General features: G+C 63.9%; 3 protein-coding genes. All 3 read left to right on the forward strand.

Going from position 1 to position 4,491, the window contains the following annotated elements; all coding sequences use genetic code 11:
* Window positions 1-123: 123 nt before the first annotated feature.
* The 3 genes from JCM12296_RS32635 to JCM12296_RS32645 all read left to right on the forward strand — a co-directional run bounded on the left by JCM12296_RS32635 (window position 124) and on the right by JCM12296_RS32645 (window position 4,479).
* Window positions 124-1,152 carry a hypothetical protein gene (locus JCM12296_RS32635; protein ID WP_054701893.1) on the forward strand — a complete coding sequence of 343 codons (1,029 nt, stop codon included), beginning with the start codon at window positions 124-126 and terminating at the stop codon, window positions 1,150-1,152.
* A gap of 382 nt (window positions 1,153-1,534) precedes the next feature.
* Complete coding sequence (locus JCM12296_RS32640; RefSeq protein ID WP_054701896.1) at window positions 1,535-3,706, forward strand: molybdopterin dinucleotide binding domain-containing protein; 2,172 nt, start codon at window positions 1,535-1,537, stop codon at window positions 3,704-3,706.
* A gap of 2 nt (window positions 3,707-3,708) precedes the next feature.
* Window positions 3,709-4,479, forward strand: a complete 771-nt coding sequence (locus JCM12296_RS32645) for a 4Fe-4S dicluster domain-containing protein (protein ID WP_083456744.1) — start codon at window positions 3,709-3,711, stop codon at window positions 4,477-4,479.
* The last annotated feature ends 12 nt before the right edge of the window (window positions 4,480-4,491 follow it).

The following is a 4,491-nucleotide window of genomic DNA, read 5'->3' on the forward strand; positions in this document are numbered from 1 at the left end:
GCACGGCGCGGTGGTGGTGGTCTGCTCTCACGATCCGCGCCTGCGACAATCCAGCGTCGTCGACCACCGCTTTCAGCTGGCTTCTGGCCGGTTGGCGGGCCCCATCGAACCACAGGTCGGGCCGTGATCTGGCACCCGCACACCTGGGCCTTCTGGATAGCGGCGGTCACCGGAAGCGGACTCTACCTGGCTGCCGCCGCCTGCGCCTGGGACGTGGCCCTGAACTGGCGACCGGAGCGGTCCGACCCGGTTCAACTGCGCTGTGAACGCCATGCCCAGATGGCGGCCCTTTTGGGACGATGGGCCCTGTGCATGCTTGCCGGCGCAACCCTTTTGGGCCTCATCGGCATCACCCGGGTCTGGCACACGCTCATTCCCGGGGCCATGTGCGGCACCGGCGTGCTCCAGGCCATGGGTGCCGAAGGATACCAGGCCCTGATTTTCTGGGGGATCACATGGATATGGCTGTTCGCCTGGCAGATCCGCGACGGATTGGATCGCGATTGCCCCCAGGGCGTGTTGACCGACGCCAACGCACGCCTGTTGATCGCCGTGCTTCCCTTTCTCTGCCTGGCCCTTTTCCACACTTGGCGGGCGGTCATGCGAATCGACGGCGCGCCACCGGTAAGCTGTTGCGCGGCGGTCTACGACCGGGTCCTGGCCGATCCGGCAGGGGTGGGGATGCAGACCTGGCAACGTTCCGCGGCCCTGTGGAGCTGCCTGGGCGGAATCTTGCTCCTGCCCTTCCTGGCGACCGCGGCGGCGCGTTCCCGGATACCCGGCGGTCCGGTGGCGGCCCTGTCCCTCGTCTGGGCCATCACCGCGACCCTGGCGATCAAACAGACCTGGTCATCCTACTACTACGAGGTGCTTTCCCATCCCTGCCCCTGGTGCTTGTTCCTGCCTGAATATCATGGCGCCGGGTTTCTCATTTTCGGCTGCCTGGGGGCCGTTCTTCTGGAAACCATCGCCCTGTGGGCCGCCGGGCGAATCCAGTGCCGACACGCCTGCCTGGCCGGTCCGGCCGGCCGGCGCCAGTGGCAGGCCGTCCGTCGGATTACTGCGGCCCTGATCGGATTCACCCTGTTGACCGTCGGCCCGGCGCTGCTCTGGCGTTACCGCACGGGCACTTGGCTGGACGGAACACCTTAGAGGCCGTTTGAACAGCCCGTCTAAGCCCCGCTACCGGTGTTGGAAAACAGCTACAATGCTCACATATGTGTCGTATATGCTCCGCTTTCGAGCCATTTTCCGCCTTGTTAGCGGGCCTGATCCAGACTGTTCAAACAGCCTCTTAGATGGCGGCGTTGCGCATTTTCGGGAATTGACAACCATTCCAACCTTTTGCTATCGTATCGCATAAATCAGGATCAATTCATCTTCACCCAAACATTCAACGGCCGCAACGCCGCACCACTTACGGCAGGCCGTTAATCACACGATCAACGCGCAGTCCATCGGCAACAGGACGGGGCTACGCCCCCGATCAGACCCTGCCACCCGCAGGCAACCCTGGCACGAACGGGCATCACGAATGAATCGTCGAACCTTTCTCAAGATCGCATCCATGGGCAGTGTCGCTTTCGCTGCCGGCTGCTCCGCCAAAACCGAAGACAACCTGTTCACCATGGTCCAGGCCACCGAAGACATGGTCACCGGCCGGGCCAACTGGTATGCCAGCACCTGCCGCGAGTGTCCCGCCGGTTGCGGCGTGTTGGCCAAAAACCGTGAAGGACGGGTAATCAAGCTGGAGGGCAACCCCCTGCATCCGGTCAACCGGGGCGCCCTTTGCATGCGCGGCCAGGCGGCCCTGCAGGGCGTCTACCATCCCGACCGGCTCAAACAACCGCAGCTTAAAACCGCCGACGGCTGGCAGGAGATTCCCTTTTACAAGGCCAAGGCCCTGGTCGTTGAAAGGTTCAACGCGGCCGCTGCCAAGGGTGACGGTCAGGTGGCCATGCTCACCGAGACCGTCGGCCGGACCCAGCTCGATCTGTTCACCCGGGTTCTCGCCCAGGCGGGTGGCCGCCGGCCGGTGATCTTCGAACCCCTGGCCCATGAAGCCCTCAAGTTCGCCCACGCCGAACTCGGTGGCCAGGCCCAGCTGCCTACCCTGCGCCTGGATCAGGCCGATCTCCTGGTCGGCTTCGGCGCCGATTTCCTGGAAACCTGGCTTTCACCCGTGGAATACGCCCGTAAGTTCAAGGCCATGCACGGGTATCAAAAGGGCCGCAAGGGGGTTTTTCTCCAGGTGAGCCCCTTCCAGTCCCTCACCGGCGCCAATGCCGACCGCTGGATCGCCTGCCGGCCCGGCAGTGAGGCCGCGGTGATCATGGGTCTGATCCGAATGGTGATCGAGGCTCCCGGGGACCGCAAGGTGGACGGCAAACTAAAGAGCACCCTGATGGCGGTGGCCGCCGATTACCCCCCCGAGGCAATCGAACAGACTTCAGGGGTCAGCCCAAAGGCGCTGAAAATCATCGCCGATCAACTCATCAAAGCCAAGCATCCCCTGGTTCTGGGCGTCGGTGCCGGCAGCGACGGCAGCACCGCCACCGCCGCGGAGCTGGCCGCCCTTTTTCTCAACCTGGTCCTGGATCCCGCGCTATCCCTGTTCGATTTTAGCAATCGTCATCGGGTGGAAATCGCCGACCGGCGCAGCGCGGTGATGGACTTTTTCGAAAGCCTGCAGAAGAACAAGGTGGGGCTGGTTTTTCTCAACAATGTCAATCCGGTCTTCGCCCTGGCGGGCGGCGCGCGTGTGGCCAAAATCCTGGGTGAGAAGAAGCGCTTCGTGGTGGCCTTCGACAATTTTCTCAACGAGACCACCGCCGAGGCCGACCTGATCATTCCCGTGCAGATGGCCCTGGAAACCTGGAACGCCTACGAAAGCAACGGCATCAGCCTTTCCACCCTGCAGCCGGCCATGGGACGCATCAATCAAGCCCCGGCCATTGGCGATGTTTTCCTGGCGCTGTTGCCGGCCGACAAGCGTCCGGCGGAGAATTATCAGGCCCTGGTCACCCAGACGGTGCTGGCCGGAACATCTCAGCCGACGGCAGCCACTTGGCTGACAACGATCCAGCAAGGCGGTCGTTTCAACGAATCTCCGGCGGCGGCCAAGGCGCCTGCCATCCATCTCAAGGCGGCCGATACCCTCAAACGCTGCCTGGCGAGCCTGCCCAAACCCGGGGATAGCTTCACCCTTTTGGCCCCGCCCTCCATCCGTTTCTTCGATGGCCGCGGCGCCAACCGGCCCTGGCTCATCGAGACCCCGGACACCCTGACCCAGATTCCCTGGCAGACACCGGTTCTGATCCATCCGCAGACCATGCAGGCCGCTGGCATCCAGGATGGCGACCGGGTGGTGCTGAAAACCAAGGCCGGTGAACTCGAAGCCCCGGCCTACGGTTATGCCGGCCTCTTTGCCCGGGCCGTGATGGTGCCCACCGGTCAGGGGCACACCACCTATGGCCGCTGGGGCAGTGGCCAGGGCGTCAACCCACTTTCGCTGATGGCGGCATCACTGGATGCGGATGCCGGCCAGCCGGCCTTTGCCACTGCCCTCACGAGCCTGGAAAAGGGTCGCGGCCACACCCGGCTGGCCATCACCTCGGGCAGCCGCACGGCCCTGGATCGCAAAATCGCCCCCACCGTGGCCATGGCCAAGGTCGCTTCCGCGACGCGCATGCCCAGGAAGGGCTGACGATGAACAGCTTTCCGCTGACGCCGCCCACGCCGGAAGGCTACGATCCCAAGCGCGATATCTATCCGCCCCATGACCATGCCGGCTACCGCTGGGCCATGGTCGTGGACATGGACCGCTGCATCGGCTGCACGGCCTGCGTGGCCGCCTGCTATGCGGAGAACAACATCGGCATCGTCGGCGAAGCGCGCATCATCGAGGGTCGCGAGATGGCCTGGCTGCAGATCCAGCGCTACCACGATCCGGCCGACATGGCGCGCATGACCTTCCTGCCCATGATGTGCCAGCACTGCGACGACGCCCCCTGCGAGGCGGTTTGCCCGGTCTACGCGCCCCACCATTCCAAGGAGGGGCTCAACAACCAGATTTACAATCGCTGCATCGGCACGCGTTTCTGCGCCCAGAACTGCCCCTACAAGGTACGGCGGTTCAACTGGTTCGACTGGCAGTGGCCCGCTCCGCTGGACATGCAGCTCAACCCCTGGGTGACCGTGCGCAGCAAGGGCGTCATGGAGAAATGCTCCTTCTGCATCCAGCGCATCAAACGGGCCCACAACGCGGCCAAGAACGAAAATCGCGCCATCCGCGATGGCGAGGTGACGCCGGCCTGCGCTCAGACCTGCCCCACCGGCGCCCTGACCTTCGGCAGCCTGATGGACCCGGAAAGCCGGGTGAGTCAACTGATCAAGGATCCGCGGGCCTATCAGGTGATGGGGTATCTCAACACCAAGCCGGCGGTGATTTATCTGAAGAAAGTGGTACAGACCGTTTAGGGAGTAGGGGCG

The sequence above is a fragment of the Desulfosarcina cetonica JCM 12296 genome, assembly GCF_001311845.1.
Taxonomy (GTDB): Bacteria; Desulfobacterota; Desulfobacteria; order Desulfobacterales; family Desulfosarcinaceae; genus Desulfosarcina; species Desulfosarcina cetonica.

Excerpts from the sequence above, each read along its gene's own strand:
- JCM12296_RS32640 (WP_054701896.1), top strand. The coding sequence starts at position 1,535 with ATGAATCGTCGAACCTTTCTCAAGATCGCATCCATGGGCAGTGTCGCT.
- JCM12296_RS32645 (WP_083456744.1), top strand. The coding sequence starts at position 3,709 with ATGAACAGCTTTCCGCTGACGCCGCCCACGCCGGAAGGCTACGATCCC.